The sequence below is a fragment of the Novosphingobium naphthalenivorans NBRC 102051 genome (assembly GCF_001590985.1).
Classification (GTDB): Bacteria; Pseudomonadota; Alphaproteobacteria; order Sphingomonadales; family Sphingomonadaceae; genus Novosphingobium; species Novosphingobium naphthalenivorans.
In genome coordinates this window covers 1-18017 of the sequence record NZ_BCTX01000034.1, presented here as the reverse complement: position 1 = coordinate 18017, position 18017 = coordinate 1, and the positions used below count along the sequence as shown (strand labels likewise).

At 64.3% G+C, this 18017-nt stretch carries 24 protein-coding genes; 13 read left to right on the top strand and 11 right to left on the bottom strand.

The window, feature by feature from the left end; translation table 11 throughout:
* Positions 1-4: 4 nt before the first annotated feature.
* Genes NN5_RS12570 through NN5_RS12555 form a run of 4 tightly spaced genes read right to left on the bottom strand, consistent with a single transcriptional unit; the run spans position 5 to position 2462 of the window.
* Positions 5-679 (bottom strand): class I SAM-dependent methyltransferase, encoded by a 675-nt coding sequence (locus tag NN5_RS12570; protein WP_067734450.1) that lies wholly within the window; start codon positions 677-679, stop codon positions 5-7.
* Positions 669-1808 (bottom strand): ParB/RepB/Spo0J family partition protein, encoded by a 1140-nt coding sequence (locus NN5_RS12565; protein ID WP_067734449.1) that lies wholly within the window; start codon positions 1806-1808, stop codon positions 669-671. Before NN5_RS12565 ends, NN5_RS12570 begins: the two co-directional genes overlap by 11 nt.
* Before the next feature lie 16 nt (positions 1809-1824).
* The gene (locus NN5_RS12560) at positions 1825-2220 is read right to left on the bottom strand and encodes a hypothetical protein (RefSeq protein WP_067734448.1); all 396 of its coding nucleotides are present in this window, start codon (positions 2218-2220) and stop codon (positions 1825-1827) included.
* A complete protein-coding gene (locus NN5_RS12555) occupies positions 2217-2462 on the bottom strand; it encodes a transposase (protein WP_067734447.1) in 246 nt (81 codons plus the stop codon). The genes NN5_RS12560 and NN5_RS12555 overlap by 4 nt, the downstream gene beginning before the upstream one ends.
* Before the next feature lie 84 nt (positions 2463-2546).
* On the opposite strand from NN5_RS12555, the gene NN5_RS12550 reads away from it, so the two are divergent.
* Positions 2547-3221, top strand: a complete 675-nt coding sequence (locus NN5_RS12550) for a S24 family peptidase (RefSeq protein WP_067734446.1) — start codon at positions 2547-2549, stop codon at positions 3219-3221.
* Entirely contained in the window at positions 3218-3730 is a 513-nt protein-coding gene (locus NN5_RS26610) for a zinc ribbon domain-containing protein (RefSeq protein WP_084384904.1), read from the top strand. Before NN5_RS12550 ends, NN5_RS26610 begins: the two co-directional genes overlap by 4 nt.
* Before the next feature lie 832 nt (positions 3731-4562).
* On the opposite strand, the gene NN5_RS12540 is transcribed toward NN5_RS26610, so the two are convergent.
* The 6 genes from NN5_RS12540 to NN5_RS12515 all read right to left on the bottom strand — a co-directional run bounded on the left by NN5_RS12540 (position 4563) and on the right by NN5_RS12515 (position 7006).
* Positions 4563-4802, bottom strand: coding sequence for a hypothetical protein (locus NN5_RS12540; protein WP_067734444.1), 240 nt, complete (start codon positions 4800-4802; stop codon positions 4563-4565).
* The gene (locus NN5_RS12535; protein WP_067734443.1) at positions 4799-5089 is read right to left on the bottom strand and encodes a hypothetical protein; all 291 of its coding nucleotides are present in this window, start codon (positions 5087-5089) and stop codon (positions 4799-4801) included. The genes NN5_RS12540 and NN5_RS12535 overlap by 4 nt, the downstream gene beginning before the upstream one ends.
* Entirely contained in the window at positions 5086-5364 is a 279-nt protein-coding gene (locus NN5_RS12530; protein ID WP_067734442.1) for a hypothetical protein, read from the bottom strand. Before NN5_RS12530 ends, NN5_RS12535 begins: the two co-directional genes overlap by 4 nt.
* Before the next feature lie 31 nt (positions 5365-5395).
* A complete protein-coding gene (locus NN5_RS12525; protein ID WP_067734441.1) occupies positions 5396-5809 on the bottom strand; it encodes a PspC domain-containing protein in 414 nt (137 codons plus the stop codon).
* Between the two features lie 103 nt (positions 5810-5912).
* On the bottom strand, positions 5913-6803 hold the full coding sequence (gene pspA / locus NN5_RS12520) for a phage shock protein PspA (RefSeq protein ID WP_067734440.1): 891 nt from the start codon (positions 6801-6803) through the stop codon (positions 5913-5915).
* Positions 6800-7006: a hypothetical protein gene (locus tag NN5_RS12515; RefSeq protein WP_067734439.1), complete on the bottom strand. Its 207-nt coding sequence runs from the start codon at positions 7004-7006 to the stop codon at positions 6800-6802. The genes pspA and NN5_RS12515 overlap by 4 nt, the downstream gene beginning before the upstream one ends.
* 162 nt (positions 7007-7168) lie before the next feature.
* On the opposite strand from NN5_RS12515, the gene pspF reads away from it, so the two are divergent.
* From pspF to NN5_RS12470, 10 genes are all read left to right on the top strand, one after another.
* Positions 7169-8230 (top strand): phage shock protein operon transcriptional activator, encoded by a 1062-nt coding sequence (gene pspF / locus NN5_RS12510; RefSeq protein WP_067734438.1) that lies wholly within the window; start codon positions 7169-7171, stop codon positions 8228-8230.
* Positions 8231-8360: 130 nt separating this feature from the next.
* Positions 8361-8876: a helix-turn-helix transcriptional regulator gene (locus NN5_RS12505; RefSeq protein WP_067734437.1), complete on the top strand. Its 516-nt coding sequence runs from the start codon at positions 8361-8363 to the stop codon at positions 8874-8876.
* A gap of 61 nt (positions 8877-8937) precedes the next feature.
* A complete protein-coding gene (locus NN5_RS12500) occupies positions 8938-9267 on the top strand; it encodes a hypothetical protein (protein WP_245656459.1) in 330 nt (109 codons plus the stop codon).
* A gap of 19 nt (positions 9268-9286) precedes the next feature.
* Entirely contained in the window at positions 9287-9754 is a 468-nt protein-coding gene (locus tag NN5_RS26900) for a hypothetical protein (protein WP_245656457.1), read from the top strand.
* The gene (locus NN5_RS26895) at positions 9709-10125 is read left to right on the top strand and encodes a JAB domain-containing protein (RefSeq protein ID WP_281190424.1); all 417 of its coding nucleotides are present in this window, start codon (positions 9709-9711) and stop codon (positions 10123-10125) included. Before NN5_RS26900 ends, NN5_RS26895 begins: the two co-directional genes overlap by 46 nt.
* A gap of 255 nt (positions 10126-10380) precedes the next feature.
* Complete coding sequence (gene rimP, locus NN5_RS12490; RefSeq protein ID WP_067734436.1) at positions 10381-10941, top strand: ribosome maturation protein RimP; 561 nt, start codon at positions 10381-10383, stop codon at positions 10939-10941.
* A 2-nt stretch (positions 10942-10943) separates the two neighbouring features.
* On the top strand, positions 10944-12563 hold the full coding sequence (gene nusA / locus NN5_RS12485) for a transcription termination factor NusA (protein WP_067734435.1): 1620 nt from the start codon (positions 10944-10946) through the stop codon (positions 12561-12563).
* Complete coding sequence (locus NN5_RS12480; RefSeq protein ID WP_067734434.1) at positions 12544-13263, top strand: DUF448 domain-containing protein; 720 nt, start codon at positions 12544-12546, stop codon at positions 13261-13263. Before nusA ends, NN5_RS12480 begins: the two co-directional genes overlap by 20 nt.
* Positions 13264-13286: 23 nt before the next feature.
* Positions 13287-15959 (top strand): translation initiation factor IF-2, encoded by a 2673-nt coding sequence (gene infB, locus NN5_RS12475; RefSeq protein WP_067734433.1) that lies wholly within the window; start codon positions 13287-13289, stop codon positions 15957-15959.
* 523 nt (positions 15960-16482) lie between these two features.
* The gene (locus NN5_RS12470) at positions 16483-17016 is read left to right on the top strand and encodes a DUF1697 domain-containing protein (protein WP_067734432.1); all 534 of its coding nucleotides are present in this window, start codon (positions 16483-16485) and stop codon (positions 17014-17016) included.
* Between the two features lie 73 nt (positions 17017-17089).
* On the opposite strand, the gene NN5_RS12465 is transcribed toward NN5_RS12470, so the two are convergent.
* Positions 17090-17494: an RcnB family protein gene (locus NN5_RS12465; RefSeq protein ID WP_067734431.1), complete on the bottom strand. Its 405-nt coding sequence runs from the start codon at positions 17492-17494 to the stop codon at positions 17090-17092.
* 118 nt (positions 17495-17612) lie between these two features.
* On the opposite strand from NN5_RS12465, the gene rbfA reads away from it, so the two are divergent.
* Positions 17613-18011: a 30S ribosome-binding factor RbfA gene (gene rbfA, locus NN5_RS12460; protein WP_067734502.1), complete on the top strand. Its 399-nt coding sequence runs from the start codon at positions 17613-17615 to the stop codon at positions 18009-18011.
* Positions 18012-18017 lie beyond the last annotated feature (6 nt).

Below are 18017 nucleotides of genomic sequence, written 5' to 3'. Positions count from 1 at the left end.
GTCATCATACTAGCCTCTCTGTCAGCGGCGGCAGCCAGATCGTGCGCGTTTCGCCGGGCGCGGTCGGGTTCCGCACGTCCCAGACCAGCGCGCAGTAATCGACCATGCCGCCGCGATAGGCGCGCAGGCCCATCGCCTCGATCATGTCGCCCGGCGGCATGCTGGGACGCTCGGTGAAGTGCAGAACGAACTGCGGCGGATGGTCGTGGCGGACGAGGCGCGAGCGCTTCTTGCCCATCGCCAGCCACTTGTTGGGCAGGATCATCACCACCCGGTGCGTCGCCAGCTTCAGCGCATGACGCACGAAGGCCTCGGCGATCTTCACCTTGTGCCCGTCGTACCAGACATCCTTGTAGGAATAGGGCGGGTTCGACCAGATCGAGCAGGGCCGCACCGGCGCCTGCTCGAACTCAAGGAAGTCCCCGGAGATGAACGTGGGCCGCGTCTCGAAATCGTCGTAGGCCACGTTCTGGACAAGGTCCGACAGCACGATCTGCGCCTTGGTCCACGCCTGCAGCCGCGATCCGCTATGCCCATAGCCTGCCGCTGGGTCCCAGATCGCTACGTCGGGCTCCGCACCGATCGAACGCACGATCTGATCCCATTCCCACCCAGCCTCGACATACCAGTCGAGCGGGTGGCGCTTGGAAGGCTTGGCCGAGGAAAGCTCACCGCGCATCGGCAGTCTCCCGCAGATCGGCACCGGCTTCTGCGAACAGCGCGAGCTGGCATTCACGGCGCGCGTGCTCGATTTCCTCGTCGTCCACCGCTTCGCCGGTTGCGAGCTTGGCGATCACGTCAAAAGCGGTCGCAAGACTGGCCTTCATGTCGCCTTGCTCACCGATTTCCTTACTCAGCATGTCGCGCAGGTCGCGCTTCATATCGGGGGTAAGCATCGACGCGATGTTGGGCAGGAACCGCCGCTTCTCGGCGGTGCCGAGGCGGGACCATCCACCCGTGATCGCATCATAGTGCTTCTGGTGCGCCACCGGCGTGGCAGCAGGCCCGCCGATCAGGCCAACACCGCACTGCACCTTGGCCTCGTCCGCGCTCAGCTCGCCATCGGCCAGCAGCGCTTCGATCACCCGGCGCCGCGCGGCCTCGTCCTTGATATCGGCAATGTCGCGCAGCTGCTTGGCGTTCTCACCGACCACCGGATGCTTGGAGAGCTGCTCAGTCAGGTCGGGGAACGGATCGATCAGCAGGCGATGGATGCGCAGGTCGCGATAGATCGCATCGCGCGACATGCCGAGCGCTTCGCCGACCGATTCCTCCCAGCCATATACGCGTTGCATCGTGCGACTCGTATCTTCGACTTCGTCGCGAAGCGCTTCCTGAGCGGTCTGCTCATGGGCTTTCACGCGCGCCCAGCGCGCCTTCACGGCAAGCTGCTGCTGCTTCAGACCGCCATTCTCGCGGGCAATCCGGTCCTGTGCCGCCTGCACCAGCGCGGCGGTGAACTTGGCCCGCTCGATCGGTGCCAACGGGCGGCGGTGCAGGTTTTCGCTCGCCTCCAGATCGGCCAGCGCCTCGGGCTTGCCTGAAACCTCGATAGCCCAGACCGTGATGCCCTCGATCCGTGCCCCGATCAGCCGGTGCATCCCGGTGACAAGCCGCCACGGCTTTTCGGGGTTCTTGGTGTTGGCGACCACCTTGATCGGGTCGCGCTGCCCGTCCACGGCCATCAACCGTCCCAGCGCGGCAGCCTTGTCCTCGTGCAGGAAACCGATCCGCTCGCCTTCGTCGACATGATCCGGAGCGATCTCGAACAGCTTGGCGTTGGACAGTAGGGAAGTGGCAATGGTCATCGGGAAAATCGGCCCTTCACTTAGACGATGCGCCGCCCGGCTGATCCGGGTTAGCGTTGAGGGTGTCGGAATTGATCGAGGAGAACAGGCCGTGGCCAAGACCATCGAGCAGCGTGTCGAGGAACTGGAGGACAAGGTTCATGCCCTGCAGCAGCTGCTGCTCTCGCATGTCCTCGCCTTCGACGTTGTCGACCGGGAGGCGACAGACACAGCCTTTGGCATTGCCGGTCAGCAGGTTGCTGCCGCCGTCGCGCAGGGCCGGGGCAGCGCCGCCGTCCGTCTCAAGCTGCTGGTCGAGGCGGTCGAGCAATGCCGCAACTGAGCCGCCCGCATCGCGCAGCGCCCGCCGCAGCTTCATCCGCCGCACAGCGGCCCGCGCCGCGCCCGGATCAAGGAATCCGGTCTCTATCATGCCCGCACGGCCTTTCGCGCGCGAGGCTTCGCTGACCGCTCATGCTCGATCTGGCGAAGCGCATCGTAGATTTCACCGATGGTTAGCAACGAAGCGCCGGTGGGTTCCGGGTTCTTCGCCGTCTTTTTCCAGCGGCTGAAAGTTGACGGGTGAATTCCCACCCGCGCGCACAGCACATGGATTGGCACCCCCTGATTACGGGAGCGACGCTCGATGTCCGCGATCACTTCTTGTTGGTCCATGACCCTAGAGATAATTGCATGTGTGCATTTATGCAATTGCATAAATGCAACGTCTGCAATTTTGCATTTTTGCTAAGGCGGGGCATGGACCCGTTCGCTCAAGATACAGATTTGGTCCGCCGCCTCGTGGAATTTGCAGGGCTGGCGCCAGCACAAGTGGCGAAGCGCGCGGGCATTTCTGCCTCAACCATCAATCGTCCGTTGAACGGAACCGCGACCACGCGTCTTGGCAGGGCAGCGCTAGAAAAGCTGATGGCTGCATTTCCCGATTTTCCGGGCTGGCCTTCCGGCACGGAAGCGCTTGCCGATCGGCGGCTTGCCTTCAAGCACCAGCCACCGGAACGCGACGACACAGTCGAAATCGACGAGATTGACCTCCGCTATGGGCTTGGTGCTGCATTCATTGATGGCCCGGTTTCGTCGGAAAAGCGGGTGTTCTCGCGCGCCTGGCTGCGCAACTTCACCCGCGCCGCACCAGAGCACCTCTTCTGGACGATCGGCGACGGCGACTCGATGGAACCGACCATCCGCAGCGGCGAGGTCATCCTGATCGATACCTCGCAGAAAACGCCGCGCATGGCAGAGGGCATCTGGGCTGTCGCCATGGGCGAATTCGGCATGGTCAAGCGCCTGCACTTTGCGGGCAAGGACGAAGGCCTGAAACTGGTCAGCGACAACCAGCTGATCCCGCCGATCTCCGTCGCCGAAGACGAACTCCATATTATCGGCCGTGTGGTCGCTGTAATGAGGCGGCTATGACTGACGACACCAAGGTTTGTCCGCGCTGTGCTGAAACGGTGAAGGGGGCGGCGTTGGTTTGCCGTTTCTGTGGCTGGGATTTTTCTTTGCCTGCTCATGTTGGGCCAAGGCGCCAGCTTACTGGTCAGCAACTGGGCATACTCGTCCTCGCTCTGTTCGCAGCCGTCCCGCTAGGCCTATGGGCTACCCGGTTGATCAGTGACGCTCGTTTGCCAGACCCGGTTCCGGTTGCGCTTCCAGCCTTGGAGAGGGAATTCGACAGCGATCCCAAAGCAGCACTGGAGCATTGGCGAGGACGCCCAATGCTCTTATCGGCCGAGGTCAACGCCCCTTATGGATCTGAGCTTCTGCTAAAGACCATCAACGTCTTGCCCGTCAGAGCGCAGATGCGTGGACAGGTCTATGCTTCCGAGGGCGAAAAGGTTGTCCTACACTGTCGTGGCATCGAAATCGGCGGCATCTTTGATGACAAGCCCCAGCCGCTCGATTGCAGCCTGGTCGAGCACTAGAAGATCGATGTCAATTGGCCGAAAAACCCGCCCACTTCGACTTCGCCTGAAACAACGCGGGCCCACATAAAACTATGTGTATAGCGTGAGTTTTTCACGGGTTTTCAGCGGCTGGTAGCTCGGCTTGCGAACTGGGACGCGGGATGCCCCACTTTCGTCCCGGTTTGGAAGCGGCCATGATGGTCTAAAAGGGCTATGAGAGCCTTCTCAAGCCCCGCTAATCCGCCGCTAAGAGGGTCTTAAGAGACCAGCCGCTGAAAACCGCAGACTCCAATTGCTCTTGGCAATTCAGTGTCTAAATTAACCACCACTCCAGACACAGCCCAACGGCAGCGACGGTTACGGCGAGAGACGAGAAATGGCCAAAATCCGACGTTCCCGTCCCACGCAATCCCGGCAACACCCGGAAAATCCCACGATGCAGGTACTCTAAGACCTTGTGTCACCTAACAGCGGGTGCGGCCGGTGCGGTTTCCGCCGGCGTCGGGCGGCATGGCCTTGAACTGCCTGGGAAATGCGAACGGCCAGAGAGGGGCAGGTCAACGGAACTCCCGGGCGCGGCCCTGTGGTGCGCGGGGGTGGCGGGCCGGGCTCGCTCCCCTGCCGCCGGCCCCGGGGGCATACCCCCGGCTTCATCCGCGCATCCGGTATTCGCGAAAGGTGACCGGCAAATTCGCATCCGGGCACCGGCCGCACGACGAAGGCGAAAAGGTGCCAGCTTCGCACCTGCGTCCCCGCCGCTGCTTGCCGGCTTGCTATCACCGGCGGCGGGATACTTAACCCATATGGTTCAAAATGTCAATATTGTGCGGTGGGATCGGTTCACCTGACCTCAGTCCCGCAGCGATTCGATCTCGCGGGCGAGGTCCTTGCCGCGTTGCTCGTCGGTGGCGATGCGTTCGAGCACGGCAATGCGCTTGCGCATTTCCTCGACTTCGCGTTCGAGTTCGTGCTCGCGGGCGGTGTGGTCGTACACGCCGTTCTTGTGGCTGAGGGCACGGTACTTCTGCGTGCGCAGCCAGGTCCAGCAGGCGATCGCGAAGAGGACGACGACGGCGGTCCAGAAACTCATTGCTTGGTCACCTCTGCCGGTTCGCTGCTGCGCAGCGCTTCGATCTGCGTGGCGAGATCGTTGCTGCCGCCTTCTGTAGCGATGCGTTCCAGAACGCGCACGCGGTTTTCCAGCTGCGTGTTCTGCGCGGCGTATTGCGCGGCCTTTTCGGCAGTCTGCCCGGCCATGATCTCCAGCTTGCGCTCCTGAAAGGCGAGGTGGCGCTTGTAGACCCCGGCGAGGATGAAGACGATCGCGATGATCGCGGTCATCAGCACCAGCAGGGCGACGACATCTTCCGGGCTCATTGGCGTGTCTCGTTCGGTTCGCGCTGGCTTTCCACCTCGCGCTGGTCGCGCAGGGCTTCGATCTGGAGCGCGGTGTCATAACCCTGATCGGTGATGATCCGCTCCAGCACGCGCACGCGTTCTTCCAGCTCGCGGCTGTGCGAGGCATATTGCGCGGCCTTTTCGGCCGTGGCCTGAACCTGCAGTTCGGCCATGCGGCGCTGGTGCTTGCTCCAGATCGCGAAGATCGGAATGGCAAGGGCCATCATCGGAATGAGATAGGCAAAGTTGAACATCACGGTGTCCCTGTTGTCCCGGCAGCGGTTCTCAGCGCAGGCTGTCGATCTCGGCGGCAAGGCGCGAGTTGCTGGAGCTGCTGTAGTGCGCTTCCATGTCGGCGATGCGCTTGTCGAGGTCCGAAAGGTCCGAACGCAGGCGGCTGGAGCGCGAGGTGCCGGGCATCGTCAGGCCATGGGTGAGCCCGCGGCGCTGGCGGCGGCGTTCCATGCGGCGCAGCAGGCGCTCTTCCTCGGCCTCGTTGTAGAGGCCCATCGGCCGGCTGTCGGCCAGCACCGCCATGGCGATGTAGATCAGGATGACGAAGGGAAAGCCCAGCAGCGTCAGCAGCACGGCTCCCATGCGCACCCAGAACGCGTCGACGCCGGTATAGTCGGCAATGCCCGCGCAGACGCCGGCCAGCTTGGCGTTCGACTTGTCGAGATAGAATTGTCCGCGTGACACTGGTTTTCCCTTCCCTTGAAAACGAAACGTCCCGGTAATTTGCCCCCCGTCTCGCGTGGCGGGGATGCGGCGCGCTGCCGGGACGAAAGCGCGCCTGCGTGGATCAGGCGATCGGATCGCCGGCCGGCCTTGCAGCGTGCGGGTCAGCCTGCGGGGCGTCCGAACCCATCGCGCGCTTCATCTCGGCCAGCTCGGCCTCGATCGTGTCGCCATCGGCGAGCGCGGCGATTTCCTCGGCGAGCGTCGGCTGGCGGCTGTCGCCCAGGCTCATCGCCTCGGCCCGGCCTTCGGCATAATCGACGCGCCGCTCCAGCTGGTCGAAGCGTGCCAGCGCTTCATCGACGCGCTCGTTCGAGAGCAGCGTGCGCAGTTTGACCCTGTTTTCGGCGCTCTGCAAGCGGGCCGCGATCGCGCTCTGGCGGCTGCGGGCCTCGCGCAGGCGATTCTGCAGCTTCTCGATGTCCTGCTCGTAGGCGCGCAGCGAATCGTCGAGCACGGCAATCTCGGCGCCGAGCTGGTCGGCCATGTCGGTGGCCTTCTTCTTTTCGAGCAGCGCGGCGCGGGCCAGATCCTCGCGGCCCTTGCTGAGCGCGAGCTGGGCTTTCTCGCTCCAGTCGGCCTGCAGCTTGTCGAGCTTGGCGACATGGCGGCGCAGTTCCTTCTGGTCCGCGATCGTGCGCGCCGAGCTGGTGCGCACTTCGACCAGGGTTTCCTCCATTTCGAGGATGATCAGGCGGATCATCTTCGCGGGGTCTTCAGCCTTGTCGAGCAGGTCGTTGAAGTTGGCGGCGATGATGTCGCGGGTGCGGGAGAAGATACCCATCCTGATATGTCCTTTGTTGTAGGCCGGGTGGAAGTGCGTGTGCTCGAAGCGACCATTGAATGTGTTGGCGTTGAACGTGTTGGCATTGAATGCCTTGGGGGCGAAGCCGTTGGCCGGTCCGCCCTGCCGGCAATTCTGCAGCACTTCGATTTCGGCGTCGAGCCTGCTCATGCCAGCGGCACTCCGCAGACCGGCGCGGCGGCATAGGCCGTGGTAGCGCCGAAGTGATCGGCCACGGCCATGAGGCTGAAGGCCCCCATCGCCAGCAGGCTGACGATGATGGCCCAATCCAGCTTGGTGCGGGCCAGGGTCGAGCGCACGGCGCGCCGCTCGGGCTGCTGTGCGGGCTGGGTCTTGGCGGAGCGGGCAAACATGGCTGGGTTCCCTCGATAGTCCTGAACGCTGTGTTGCCTCCCATTCAGCAAAGGGTGTGCCAATTTGCGCCAGGGGCAGAATTCCGGCCGTTCCGTGTCCGGACGCGGGGCTTTCTGGAATATGAATTGCCAATGAATGGGAAAATACGCTAACTATTGGGAATGGATCGCGATGTTCAGTTCATCGGCCAGTCCACGGCCTTCCTCGACGCGGTGGAGCGGGCCAGCCGCGCGGCGCCGGTGCGGCGTCCGGTGCTGGTGATCGGCGAGCGCGGGACCGGCAAGGAACTGATCGCCCAGCGCCTCCACCGCCTCTCCCCGCGCTGGGGCGAACCGCTGGTGACGCTCAATTGCGCGGCGTTGCCCGAAACGCTGATCGAGGCGGAACTGTTCGGGCACGAGGCGGGGGCCTTCACCGGCGCGACGCGCGCGCGGGCCGGGCGCTTCGAGGAAGCGGACCGGGGTACGCTGTTCCTCGACGAGCTGGGGAACCTCTCGATGGCCGCGCAGGAGCGGCTGCTGCGCGCGATCGAATATGGCGAAGTGGTGCGCATCGGCGCCTCGCGCCCGGTGACGGTGGATGTGCGCATCGTCGCGGCGACCAATGCCGACCTGCCGCGCATGGCGGAGCAAGGCACCTTCCGTGCCGACCTGCTCGACCGGCTGAGTTTCGAAGTCATCACCCTGCCGCCGCTGCGCGCGCGCGAAGGCGATGTGTTCGAACTGGCGGACTACTACGGCCGGCGCATGGCCAGCGAGCTGGAGTGGGAGGGCTGGCCCGGCTTTTCGGAAGAAGCGATGGACGCGCTCGAAGCGCATGGCTGGCCGGGCAACGTGCGCGAACTGCGCAATGTCGTCGAGCGCGCGGTCTATCGCTGGGGGCGTGAGGACGCGCCGATCGGGCGGATCGTGTTCGATCCTTTCGAAAATCCCTGGACGGACGGGCAAGCGGCTGGGGGCCGGGCGCCGGAACCTGCCGTGCCGATGGCCCGGCCCGAACCCGCGCCGGCATCCCCGCTGCCTGTAACGCCATATGTTACCGCGCCGCCGGGAGACTTGCGTGCGGCGGTGGAGGCTTATGAGCGCACCCTGCTGCTCGATGCGCTCAGGCGCCACCGCTGGAACCAGCGGCGCGCGGCGGCCTCGGCCGGGCTGACGTATGACCAGCTCAGGCATGGCATGAAGAAGCACGGTCTTCACGAAAATGTTACAGGCCCCGGTTAGGGCCAGCGGGGCTCGGGCCATGCGGGCCTGCGAATGGCGGTTTTCTGTGCGCTGTCCGGATATCCGCGAGATCGATTGGTTTTGCCGCACGGATGTTGTATCCAAGCGATAACAAAATGAGTTTTTTGCCGTGTCCGAAGACGTCCAACCGCTGGAACAGCTGGAAAGTCTGACGCCCAAACAGGTCGAGGTCCTCGATCTGCTGATCATGCATCGCACCACCAAGGAAATCGCGCGCGAACTGTCGATCGCGCCGAACACGGTGGACCAGCGGATCAATGCCGTGCGCGACAAGTGGGGCACGACCAACCGCAAGGACACCGCGCGGCGCTATACCGAGCTGCTGGAGCAGTGTGGCAAAACCACATGTGGTTTTTCCCGTGTCGACCCTCTTGGAGAGGATGCGGAAGAAGGGGACCGGGACTTGCCGGTCGATCCCTTCTTCGTTCTCTCCGATGCCTCGGCCCTGCACAGGCATCAGGAGTGGTTCGAAGGGGCGGATGCCAGACCGGCGGGCCTGGAGGCTCTCGATGCACGGTTCGGGCGGGCAGGCCGCGTTGCTGCGGTTTTCGTCCTCGCGCTGGTCATGGCTCTCACTCTGGTATCGTCGCTGACGATAGCGGATGTTCTGGGGCGGCTGATCTAGGACCGGGCGGGCAGGCCTTCGACCTGGGAATGGCGCTCCGGCGCCTGTGGAGGCGAAGATCATGACCCCTGAAATTGCCGGTATGCGGATCGCGCGCAGCATCAAGTCGGTCGAAAATGACATGGATGAGCTGCTCGCCAAGGCCAGTGAGTTGTTCGCCGAAGTGGCGCGTGCCCGCGTGGCTGCGCTGGATGCGGCGGTTCACGGGCAGCGGCCGCTGGCCCGCTTCGCAGCGATGCAGAAAAGCCTTGTCGAGGCCCGTTCGGAACTGGTTCGGGCGCACAATGATCTTTCGAAACTGGCCGAATCCATGGACATCGCCTACCAGTGCCCGGAAAACGCAGTGTTGGACGAGGACCTGAGCGGGGAACGGCAGGTCGGCGCCGCCTGATGGAGCGGAGTGGGCGAAGTTGGATCTGACGCAGAGGGTCGCGTATTTCCTGATTCTGATTCTGTCGATCGGATTGGCCCTGTGGAAAGGGGGGGCGCCTGAAAGAGCGGGCGCTCTCGTTTTTGTCCTGATGGCCGCGGTCCAGGCGCTGGTGATGCATTTCTTTCCCAGCCACTTCGTTCGGGTTGATCCCGATTCCCTGATTACCGATCTCATCGGGTTCGCAGGGTTCGGTTATCTCGCCCTTGAGGCGCGGAGGTTTTGGCCCTTATGGGCAACGTCGTTGCAAGTCCTGAGTCTCAGCGCGCATTTCGCGCGGTGGGCGGACATCGGAATTCATCCGATGGTCTATGCGGTGATGCGCGGGGCGCCGACGTTTGGCGTGGCGATCGCGATTTTCATCGGGACAGTGCTGCACCTGCAACGGCTGCGCCGCCATGGCTGCGACCTTTCCTGGCAGAACTGGTCGCGGGGCGCCGGCCGGTAAAGCCGCTCTCGGCACCGCTTCTGGACATTCTGGCCCGGCACATGGGCGTGCTGCGGCAGGAGATCGTGCTGGAACTGCTGTTTGACGCAGGCGGCCGCCTGTGCGGCTACCGGGTGCAGGGCGAAGGGCATCCGGCCTCGATTGCCGCGCGATACCGCAGTCTGTTCGAACATGCCTTCCGGCTGCGCGCGAGCGGCCTGGTGCTGGTGCACAACCATCCCTCGGGCAATCCCCGGCCCAGTGCGCAGGACATCCGGGAAACGCGGCGTCTGGCCGCTGTGGCCCATGCGATGGATCTTGAATTCTACGATCATCTCGTCATCGGCGGCCCTCTGGTCGTGTCGATGCGCAAGGCGGGTTTGATGACCTGACCGGCGGGTGATCGCAGGAATGCCACGGGGGAGTGGCGGCCTGTCGTGCGCCGGGGCATTGTCCCGGTGCACGCAGGTTTCTTTGTGTCCGGCCTGCTGCGGGCTTGCCTTTTTGTAGCGAAGGGCCTATTTGCGCCCCATCCCGACATTGGTGAAACAAGGTTCGGGCTGGCGCCGGAAGGGGCCGGCGCGAAACCGCGTTGCACGAATGTGGTACCGCTTGATTGCATTGAAACTGACTGGAGAGCCCGCGCTTTGGCCGATATCGCCCGCCTTACGCAAGTCATCGAACCTGAGGTAAAGGCCCTCGGCTTCGATCTCGTGCGCGTGCGAATCTTCGGCAAGAGCGAAGTGGGCGACGACGAGATCGCGCTGCAGATCATGGCGGAGAATCCGAAGACCGGGCAGCTCGTGCTCGATGACTGCGTCACGCTGTCGCACCGCATTTCCGACCGCATGGACGCGCTGGAGGAAGCCGGTGAAGTGCTGATCGACGAGGCCTATCGCCTCGAAGTCAGCTCGCCCGGCATCGACCGTCCGCTCACCCGTCCCAAGGACTATGCGAATTGGGCCGGGCATGAGGCGAAAGTGAACCTGATCACGCCGGTGGAAGGCAACCGCAAGGCGCTCCATGGCGATCTGGTGGGCATCGAGGGCGATGTGGTCACTCTGGACGACCGCAAGTCCGGCCGCGTCAGCTTTCCGCTGGACAATATCCAATCCGCTCGGCTGGTCCTGACCGACAAGCTGATTGCCGCAACCCGCCCGCTGGACACCAGTGGAGCCGACGAGATTCTCGAAGAACAGGAAGACTGACAATGGGCAGTGCGATTTCCGCCAACCGCGCCGAGCTGCTTGCGATTGCGAACTCGGTCGCTTCGGAGAAGATGATCGACAAGTCGATCGTCATCGAGGCGATGGAAGAGGCCATCCAGAAGTCGGCCCGCAACCGTTACGGTGCCGAAAACGACATTCGTGCGAAGCTCGATCCGCGCACCGGCGACCTGCGTCTGTGGCGCGTCGTCGAAGTGGTCGAGGAAGTCGAGGACTACTTCAAGCAGGTCGACGTCAAGCAGGCTCAGAAGCTGCAGAAGGACGCCAAGGTCGGCGACTTCATCGTCGATCCGCTGCCGCCGGTCGACCTCGGCCGCATCGACGCGCAGTCGGCCAAGCAGGTGATCTTCCAGAAGGTCCGCGATGCCGAGCGTGACCGCCAGTACGAGGAATTCAAGGATCGCGTCGGCGAAGTCATCACCGGCGTCATCAAGTCGGTCGAATTCGGCCACGTGATCGTCAATCTCGGCCGCGCCGAGGGCGTGATCCGCCGCGACCAGCAGATCCCGCGCGAAGCCGCCCGCGTCGGCGAGCGCGTGCGCGCCATCGTGCTGCGCGTCGAACGCCAGAACCGCGGTCCGCAGATCTTCCTCTCCCGCGCGCACCCCGAGTTCATGAAGAAGCTCTTTGCGCAGGAAGTGCCCGAAATCTACGACGGCATCATCGAGATCAAGGCCGCCGCCCGCGATCCGGGCTCGCGCGCCAAGATCGGCGTCATCAGCCACGATCACTCGATCGACCCGGTCGGCGCCTGCGTCGGCATGAAGGGCAGCCGTGTCCAGGCCGTCGTGCAGGAACTGCAGGGCGAGAAGATCGACATCATCCCCTGGAGCGAGGACACCGCGACGTTCGTCGTCAACGCGCTCCAGCCCGCGACGGTCAGCCGCGTCGTCATCGACGAGGAAGAGAGCCGCATCGAAGTCGTCGTGCCCGATGACCAGCTTTCGCTGGCGATCGGCCGCCGCGGCCAGAACGTGCGTCTGGCCTCGCAGCTCACCGGCTCGCAGATCGACATCATGACCGAGGCGGAATCGAGCGAGAAGCGCCAGAAGGAATTCCAGGAACGCTCCAAGATGTTCGAGGAAGAGCTCGACGTCGACGAGACGCTTTCGCAGCTGCTGGTGGCCGAAGGCTTCACCGAGCTGGAAGAAGTCGCTTACATCGAGTTGGCCGAACTGGCCGCGATCGAGGGCTTCGACGAGGAACTGGCCGAGGAGCTGCAGAGCCGTGCCGGTGAGGCGCTTGAGCGTCGCGAGGATGCGTACCGTGAGGAACGCCGCGCGCTGGGTGTCGAGGATGCGCTGGCCGAGCTTCCGCACCTCACCGAGGCCATGCTGGTCACGCTGGGCAAGGCGGGCATCAAGACGCTCGACGATCTGGCTGACCTGGCTACCGACGAGCTCATTGCCAAGAAGCGCTCCGAGCAGCGCCGCCGCGACGGCACGGTGAACCGCCGCGCCCGCGACGAGGACAAGGGCGGCGTGCTCGGCGAGTACGGCCTGAGCGAAGAGCAGGGCAACGAGATCATCATGGCTGCCCGCGCCCACTGGTTCGACGACGAGCCAGAGACTGAGGAGGCCGCCGATGCGGAATCCTCGCAATGAGCGCGTAAGCTCCGACATCGATAGCGCCAAGGCGGAGAGGACTTGCATCCTCTCCGGCGGGAAAGCTGCGCGGGATGACTTCGTGCGTCTGGCGATTTCGCCGGACGGGCTGGTCCTCCCGGACGTCCACGCGCGTGCCCCCGGGCGCGGCGCGTGGATTGGCGTTTCCCGCGCGGACCTTGAAAAAGCGCTGGCGAAGGGCAAACTAAAGGGAGCACTGGCGCGTGCCTTCAAGGGCGCGCCGCTTTCCATTCCCGATGATCTGGCCGAACGGATCGAACAGGCGCTGGTGCGCGCGCTGACCGACCGGCTGGGCCTCGAACTCAAATCGGGCAAGCTGCTCATGGGCTCGGACCGGATCGCGCAGAACGCGCGCGAGGGCCGGGTCACGTGGCTGGGCCATGCCGCCGATGCGAGCGAGGACGGCTCGCGCAAGCTCGATCAGGCCTGGCGGGTCGGGCGCGAGGCGGAAGGAAGCGGTCTGAAAGGCACGCGCTTGCCACTGGACCGGGACACGCTGTCTGTGGCATTGGGCCGCGACAACGTCGTTCACCTGGCGCTGACCGACCGCGGCGCGGCAGACCGAGTCGCCTCGCTGCTGCAGCGTCTCCTGCATTTCCGGGGGCAGGCCGATGAAAGCGCGGCCGGTATGGTAGATGATAACGGGCAGGCTCACGCCGCGTCCGTCACGACGAATTGAGATTGAAGGGCACGACGAGAGATATGAGCGAGACCGACAACAAACCGACCCTGGGCCGCAAGCCGCTTGGGCTTAAGCGCTCGGTGGAAGCGGGTGAGGTCAAGCAGACCTTCAGCCACGGCCGCACCAACAAGGTGGTGGTCGAGGTGAAGCGCCGCAAGCTGATCGGCAAGCCCGGTTCGGAAGGCGCCGTCGAGACCAAGGCCGAAGCGCCTGCCGCTGCGCCCGCGCCTCAGGCCGCCCCCGCGCCCAAGCAGCCCGCGCCGCGCCCGGCGCCGCCCAAGCGGCCTTCCGCGCCCGCCGGCGAAACGCCGCAGGAACGCGTCGCCCGCCTCCAGCGCGAGGCCGAGGAAGACCGCCTGCGCGTGGCCGAGGAAGCGCGCCGCCGCGAAGAGGAAGAGCGGCTGAAGGAGCAGGAAGAAGAAAAGCGCCGCGCCGAAGAGAACCGCCGCGCTGAGGAAGAAGCCGCCGCTGCGGCTGCCAAGGCGGCGGAAGAAGCCGCGAAGGTGCCGGAAGAGGCTCCGGCTGAGGCTGCCGAGGAAGCGCCCGCTCCGGCGGCTGCCGAGGCGCCTGTTGCCAAGGCTGCGGAAGTGGCCAAGCCGGCTGAACCGGCGGCCAAGGCCGCACCGGTTCCCGCGCCGCGCCGCTTCACGCCGGTCCAGCGCCCCGAAACCCCTGCCCGCAAGCCCGAGACGGCCGGTGGTGCTGCTGGCGCTGCCGCCAAGAAGCCCGATGCCGCCAAGAAGGGCGCTCCGGCGGCTCGCGGCGGGGAGCGTGGCGGCAAGGGCGATCGCCGTCAGGCCGGCAAGCTCACGGTCAACCGCGCGCTCAACGACGACGAGGGCGCACGCGCCCGTTCGCTCGCCGCGCTCAAGCGCGCCCGCGAGAAGGAGCGCCGTGCGCACTTTGGCGGCCAGCATCAGCAGCGTGAGAAGCAGGTGCGCGACGTGGTCGTGCCCGAAGCGATCACCGTGCAGGAACTCGCCAACCGCATGGCCGAGAAGGGCGCCGATCTGGTGAAGGCCCTCTTCAACATGGGCATGATGGTCACTGTCAACCAGACGATCGACCAGGATACGGCCGAACTGCTCGTCACCGAATTCGGCCACAACCTGCAGCGCGTCTCTGAAAGCGATGTCGACATCGATACCTCGGTGGACGTCGATACCGAGGAATCGCTGAAGCCGCGTCCGCCGGTGGTGGCGATCATGGGTCACGTCGACCACGGCAAGACCAGCCTGCTCGACGCGCTGCGCGGCACCGATGTGGTGCGCGGCGAGGCCGGCGGCATCACCCAGCATATCGGCGCCTACCAGATCAAGACCAAGGGCGGCGAGCAGATCACCGTGCTCGACACCCCGGGCCACGCGGCCTTCACTCAGATGCGTATGCGCGGTGCCAATGTCACCGACATCGTGATCCTGGTGGTCGCGGCCGATGACGGCATCATGCCGCAGACGATCGAGGCCATCAATCACACCAAGGCCGCCGGCGTGCCGATGATCGTGGCGATCAACAAGTGCGACAAGGAAGACGCGAACCCGCAGAAGGTGCGCGAACGCCTGCTGGAGCACGAGATCATCGTCGAGGAAATGTCGGGCGACGTGCAGGACGTGGAAGTCTCGGCCAAGACCGGCAAGGGTCTGGACGAGCTGATCGAGAAGATCCTGCTCCAGGCCGAAGTGATGGAGCTGAAGGCCAACCCCGATCGCGCCGCCGAAGGCACCGTGATCGAAGCCAAGCTCGACAAGGGCAAGGGCCCGGTCGCGACCGTGCTGGTCAATCGCGGCACTCTGCGCCGCGGCGACATCTTCGTGGTCGGCACCGAAAGCGGCCGCGTCCGCGCGATGAACGACGACAAGGGCCGCCAGGTCAAGGAAGCCGGTCCGTCGACCCCGGTCGAAGTGCTCGGCCTTGGCGGCGTGCCGATGGCCGGTGACGTGCTGACCGTGGTCGAGAGCGAGCAGCGTGCCCGCGAGGTTTCGGCCTGGCGTCAGGAACAGGCGACGGCCAAGCGCACCGCGATGGCGCCGGCCAGCCTGGACACGATGTTCTCGGCGCTGGCCGCCAAGCAGAACGTTATCGAGTACCCGGTCGTCATCAAGGGCGACGTGCAGGGCTCGGTCGAAGCGATCAACGCGGCGCTCCACAACCTTTCGAACGACGAGATCAAGGTGCGCATCCTGCACTCGGGCGTGGGCGCTATCACCGAGACCGACGTGACGCTTGCCAGTGCATCTGGCGCGCCGATCATCGGCTTCAACGTCCGCCCGAACGCCAAGGCGCGCGAGCAGATCGAAAAGTCGAAGACGCCGATGATGTACTACGACGTCATCTACGAGCTCACCGAGGAAGTCGCCAAGCAGATGGCCGGCATCTGGGGCCCCGAGCGCGTGGAAACCGTGGTCGGCCGCGCCGAGGTCAAGCAGGTCTTCCCGGCCGGCAAGAAGGACAAGGCCGCCGGTCTGCTGGTGCTCGAAGGCTACATCAAGAAGGGCATCCACGCGCGTCTCACCCGCAACGACGTCATCGTTTCGGCCACGACCATCGCGTCGCTGCGCCGCTTCAAGGACGACGTGGACGAAGTCCGCGCCGGTCTGGAATGCGGTGTGGTGCTGGCCGACACCAACGACATCAAGCCGGGCGACCACCTCGAAGTCTTCGAGGTCACGCATCGCGAGCGTACTGTCGGGTAAGAATGCCGAAGAGCCGGACCCGCAAGCGAAAGCCTGCCGTGCGTCCGGCTCGGAAGCCTTCGAAATGGCGTAAGGCCGTTTGGAACGGCATGGATGCTGGCTGCTTGGCCGGATGTTTGCCTGTGGCTGCGGTCGTTGTGCTGGGCAGCGCCGGTATGTGGCGTGTGCTTGCCCCCGGTTGATAGATACGATTTGCCGGAAATTTAACCAGGCGCCCCCATCCTCATCACTTATGCCTTTCCAGTCGCAACTTGCGGCGGAAAGGCAGGTGATTGTGGATGGACGCTAACACTGCAGTGATACTGGTTATCGGCGTATCGACCGTACTGGTCGGTCTCGTGACCTTGATGATCAAGCTCGTGGAGCTTGGCCGCAAGTAACCAGTAAGGAGGCCGGTGCTGGAACATCGGCCTCCGATATGTATCGAGCCCGGGCGCTGGAACGCCCGGGCTCGGACAAGTGAAATGGATATTCCACTACAGTGATGACTGCTTAGCTACACCAAACTACGGAACTTTTCAAGATGACCCGCTATCTCGCCCTGTTCGGTTCGATCAATGTCGGCGGCAACCGGCTGACCATGGCGGACCTGCGCTATGCTTTCGAGCGCGAGGAGTTCACGAACGTCGAGACGGTCGTCGCCAGCGGCAATGTCCTGTTCGATTTCGACGAGCGGCCGACCGACGGGCTGGAAGAGCTCTTCGGACACATGATGCTGGACCGTTTCGACATCGACAGCTTCGTGGCCGTGCGTACCAGGGAGGAAGTCCGCGCGGCGGTGGAGGACAATCCTTTCACCGGTGGCAGCGAGGACAAGTTCGTCCACACGCATTTCCTGGGCGGGCAGCCCACGCAGGACCAGTTCGACAGGCTGGTGAGCGATCATGCGGGGCGCGGTGCGGAGCGGATCGCCCTGGGCGCGCGCTGCCTCTACATCGATTACGTGAACGGCGTGGGCGACAGCAAGCTGACCGCGTCCTTCATCGAGCGGCGCCTGGGGTGCCGCGGGACGGCGCGCAATGTCCGTTCGCTGGCGCGCATCCTGACGAAGATGTGAAAGGTGCAGGCATGAAAAAGGGCAGCGCGCTCCGCCATGCACGCCGCCCTTCGCCAGTGCCGGTTGCGGCGGGTTAGCGGATCAGGCCGCTGTAAACCGCGTAGACCTTGAACGAGCTCGTGCCGATCAGCAGCACGTCGTTGCCCGCGCGGACATAGCGATAGCCCCGCTTCGGCGCGGGAAGCTTCTTGTACTTGCGGTAATCGACGACCTGATAGTTCTTCGCGTAGTTCCGGTTGAACTTGTCGCCCTTGCGGAAGGTCTTGTAGCTCTGCTTCTGGACCGTCTTGGTGGCAGTCTTCTTCTGGCCCTGCGGCTTCTGGGCCTGAGACTTCTGCGCCTGAGACTTTTGCGTCTGCGACTGCTGTTTCTGCTGCTCGTGCTGCTGCTGGGGCTTCGGCTGCTGCGCCATCGCGGGCGCTGCCAGGCCGGGCACGATCAGCGCGGCGGCGAGGAGAGTGGCGGTAAAGGTCTTCATCAATCGGCTCCTTGTGGAGGGTTGTAAGCAGGTTTCGCACTCATAACGCTTGAGAGGGGCTTTGGTGGCGTAATCAATTGTTGCAAATTGTCATCGGTCCCCCACATGGATGCAGACGATGGCACGCCAGCAATTTACCCCGGAACAGCACTCCGTCCGCCTGCTCAAGGTGGGCGAGCAGGTGCGGCACGTGATCAGCGAACTCCTCACGCGGCAGGAGGTCCATGACGACACGCTCTCCGCGCATTCGGTCTCTGTTACCGAAGTGCGCATGACGCCCGACCTCAGACAGGCAACGGTCTATGTGAAGCCGCTGCTCGGCGTCGATGAGGAAGAGGTGCTCAAGGCGCTGCGCACCAACACCGCCTTCTTCCAGCGCGAAGTGGCCCAGCGCCTCAAGCTCAAGTATGCGGCGAAGATCCGCTTCCGCGCGGATGAGACGTTCGACGAGGCGAGCCGCATCGATGCGCTGCTCAACGATCCCCGGGTGAAGCGCGACCTCGATCAGGACGACTAGGGCCAA

Coding starts and splice junctions, on each gene's coding strand:
- NN5_RS12500 (WP_245656459.1), top strand. CDS start 8,938: ATGACCCCTGAAATTGCCGGTATGCGGATCGCGCGCAGCATCAAGTCG.
- NN5_RS12570 (WP_067734450.1), bottom strand. CDS start 679: ATGCGCGGTGAGCTTTCCTCGGCCAAGCCTTCCAAGCGCCACCCGCTC.
- NN5_RS12555 (WP_067734447.1), bottom strand. CDS start 2,462: ATGGACCAACAAGAAGTGATCGCGGACATCGAGCGTCGCTCCCGTAAT.
- NN5_RS12470 (WP_067734432.1), top strand. CDS start 16,483: ATGACCCGCTATCTCGCCCTGTTCGGTTCGATCAATGTCGGCGGCAAC.
- NN5_RS12565 (WP_067734449.1), bottom strand. CDS start 1,808: ATGACCATTGCCACTTCCCTACTGTCCAACGCCAAGCTGTTCGAGATC.
- NN5_RS12550 (WP_067734446.1), top strand. CDS start 2,547: ATGGACCCGTTCGCTCAAGATACAGATTTGGTCCGCCGCCTCGTGGAA.
- rbfA (WP_067734502.1), top strand. CDS start 17,613: ATGGCACGCCAGCAATTTACCCCGGAACAGCACTCCGTCCGCCTGCTC.
- NN5_RS12530 (WP_067734442.1), bottom strand. CDS start 5,364: ATGTTCAACTTTGCCTATCTCATTCCGATGATGGCCCTTGCCATTCCG.
- NN5_RS12480 (WP_067734434.1), top strand. CDS start 12,544: ATGCGGAATCCTCGCAATGAGCGCGTAAGCTCCGACATCGATAGCGCC.
- infB (WP_067734433.1), top strand. CDS start 13,287: ATGAGCGAGACCGACAACAAACCGACCCTGGGCCGCAAGCCGCTTGGG.
- NN5_RS26610 (WP_084384904.1), top strand. CDS start 3,218: ATGACTGACGACACCAAGGTTTGTCCGCGCTGTGCTGAAACGGTGAAG.
- NN5_RS12515 (WP_067734439.1), bottom strand. CDS start 7,006: ATGTTTGCCCGCTCCGCCAAGACCCAGCCCGCACAGCAGCCCGAGCGG.
- NN5_RS12535 (WP_067734443.1), bottom strand. CDS start 5,089: ATGAGCCCGGAAGATGTCGTCGCCCTGCTGGTGCTGATGACCGCGATC.
- pspF (WP_067734438.1), top strand. CDS start 7,169: ATGGATCGCGATGTTCAGTTCATCGGCCAGTCCACGGCCTTCCTCGAC.
- NN5_RS12465 (WP_067734431.1), bottom strand. CDS start 17,494: ATGAAGACCTTTACCGCCACTCTCCTCGCCGCCGCGCTGATCGTGCCC.
- pspA (WP_067734440.1), bottom strand. CDS start 6,803: ATGAGCAGGCTCGACGCCGAAATCGAAGTGCTGCAGAATTGCCGGCAG.
- NN5_RS12560 (WP_067734448.1), bottom strand. CDS start 2,220: ATGATAGAGACCGGATTCCTTGATCCGGGCGCGGCGCGGGCCGCTGTG.
- nusA (WP_067734435.1), top strand. CDS start 10,944: ATGGGCAGTGCGATTTCCGCCAACCGCGCCGAGCTGCTTGCGATTGCG.
- NN5_RS12540 (WP_067734444.1), bottom strand. CDS start 4,802: ATGAGTTTCTGGACCGCCGTCGTCGTCCTCTTCGCGATCGCCTGCTGG.